The following is a 1,811-nucleotide window of genomic DNA, read 5'->3' on the forward strand; positions in this document are numbered from 1 at the left end:
CTGTCGCAGGTGCTTGCAGGCAACGACGCATTTGAAGTCACCGAGGGTGAAATTACCCTGAATGGCGACAACCTGCTGGAACTTGAAACCGAAGAACGTGCCCGTGAAGGCATCTTCCTGGCGTTCCAGTACCCGGTGGAAATTCCCGGTGTGAGCAACCTCCAGTTCCTGCGCACTGCCGTGAACGCCATGCGCCAGCACAAGGGCCAGGACGAGATGAACGCGGCCGAGTTCATGAAGCTCGCACGAGAAGTGTCCAAACAGGTGGATCTGGATCCAGCGTTCCTGAAGCGCGGCGTCAACGAAGGCTTCTCGGGTGGTGAGAAGAAGCGTAACGAGATCCTGCAGGCACTGCTGCTGCAGCCGAAGCTGGCGATTCTGGACGAGACCGATTCAGGCCTCGACATCGACGCCCTGAAGGTTGTTTCTGACGGGGTAAATGCACTGCGTGCGGAAGACCGTGCCATTCTGATGGTGACCCACTACCAGCGTCTGCTGAACCACATCGTGCCGGATTACGTGCACGTGCTGGCCGGCGGCAAGATCATCAAATCCGGCGGCCGCGAGCTGGCCCTGGAGCTGGAAGAACGCGGCTACGGCTGGCTGGGCATCAAGGATGAAGAAACTGCCGACAGTTCAGCCAACTAAGGAGGTCGCGGAATGAAACCAGCACCCACGCTTTCCACCGCGTTCCTGCATCCGGCCGGTCAGTCACTGCCTGAGCCCCTGCTCGCCCTTCGCAAGCAACGGGGAACCGCACTGGTCGACATGCCATTGCCGACCCGGAAAACCGAAAACTGGAAGTACTCCAGCAAGTACCTGAAGCTGACCGACGACATGGCCATTTCCCTGCCGGCGGAGGGCAAGACCGGCAGCAGCCTGGCGGTACCCGGCTACAAGGTAGCGTTTCTCAACGGCGTGATGATGCCGGAAGCCTGCGAGTACCCGGATCTGGACGGCATCAGCATCAAGAGCTTCGGTGACCTGAGCGACGAGGAAGCCAGTGATCTGGCAGACCGGCTGGACAGCACTCTGGATAACAAGGCGGTCCAGATGGCCAGGCTGAACTCTGCCCGGTTTGAAGACGGCCTTCTGATCCGCCTCAAACCTGAAGCCGTACTCGACCAGCCTCTGTTTATTGTTCACGAAGTGACCGCTGAGGCCAGCGGCTCTGCTTTCCCACGCATTTTCGTGGATGCCGGTCGACACAGCCAGATTACCCTCGTGGAGGAGTACATCTCCAGTGGCTCGGCCCAGGTCATGGTGAATACCGTTACCGAATTCAACGTGGCCGACGGCGCCAACATCACCAGTATCCGCCTCAACATGGAAGGCGAGAATGTCCAGCACATTGGCTCTACCGGTGTCCTGCAGCAACGCAGCTCCCGCTTTGAAAGCCATACGGTTGGTTTTGGTGGCCCCCTTCGCCGGCACGATTTGCAGGTTCGGCTTGAGGGTGAGGGCGCCGAGTGCAAGCTCAACGGGGTGGTTGTTACCCAGGGCACACAGCACTACGACAACCACACCACCATTGAGCATGTGGCGCCCCACTGCAATAGCGAAGAGACCTATCGCAATATTGCAGCCGACAAATCCCATGCGGTCTTCAATGGCCGGATTCATATCCATCAGGACGCCCAGAAGTCCAATGCGGATATGAACAACAAGAATCTGCTGCTGTCCAACGGGGCAGAGATTGATACCAAACCGGAGCTGGAAATCTACGCCGATGACGTCAAGTGTGCCCACGGCGCAACTATCGGCCAGCTTGATGAGATTTCGTTGTTCTATCTGGTTTCACGGGGTATCGG

The 1,811-nt window shown here is 58.3% G+C and carries 2 protein-coding genes; both read left to right on the forward strand.

The genetic code is table 11. The features are described 5' to 3' along the window. A partial coding sequence (sufC, locus tag VJ956_RS13375) for a Fe-S cluster assembly ATPase SufC (RefSeq protein ID WP_324085539.1) occupies positions 1-648 on the forward strand: 648 nt, incomplete at its 5' end. A gap of 12 nt (positions 649-660) precedes the next feature. Beyond that, a partial coding sequence (gene sufD, locus VJ956_RS13380; RefSeq protein WP_324085540.1) for a Fe-S cluster assembly protein SufD occupies positions 661-1,811 on the forward strand: 1,151 nt, incomplete at its 3' end.

It is taken from the genome of Marinobacter sp. (assembly GCF_035268745.1).
Classification (GTDB): domain Bacteria; phylum Pseudomonadota; class Gammaproteobacteria; order Pseudomonadales; family Oleiphilaceae; genus Marinobacter.